Here is a 523-nt window from a genome sequence, read left to right as displayed (position 1 = left end):
ATCACACCCGATATNANNACCCCCAACCCCCCACATCACCGTCCGCGGCGAAGCCCACATCGAAACCGCCCCCGACCTCGCCCGCATCGACATCACCCTCACCGCCCGCGGCACCGACCGCCACACCACCCTCAACGACCTCACCCGACGCAACACCACCGCCCTCGACCTCATCCGCAGCTACGGCCCTGCCATCGACACCCTCGAAACCAGCACCCTCACCCTCACCCCCGAACTCACCCGACACAGCCGCGGCGAACACATCCACACCCACCACGGCACCGCCCACCTCACCGCCACCCTCACCGACTTCACCCCCCTCGGCGAACTCATCACCCGCCTCGCCGACCTCGACCTCACCCGCGTCGACGGACCCTGGTGGACCCTCCGACCCACCTCACCCACCCACACCCAAGCCCGCCGACAAGCCGTCCACAACGCCATCCACCGCGCCCGCGACTACGCCCACGCCCTCGGCACCGAACTCGACGCCCTCCTCGAACTCGACGACACCACCCCCGAC

At 69.2% G+C, this 523-nt stretch carries 1 protein-coding gene; it reads left to right on the top strand.

The genetic code is table 11. The annotated features are described in order from the left end of the window. Positions 1-34: 34 nt before the first annotated feature. Positions 35-523: SIMPL domain-containing protein (locus MW084_RS24505; RefSeq protein ID WP_420833760.1), on the top strand; the 489-nt coding region annotated here is incomplete at its 3' end.

This window comes from Streptomyces sudanensis, assembly GCF_023614315.1.
GTDB lineage: Bacteria > Actinomycetota > Actinomycetes > Streptomycetales > Streptomycetaceae > Streptomyces > Streptomyces sudanensis.
This window is presented reverse-complemented; position numbering and strand designations above follow the sequence as displayed.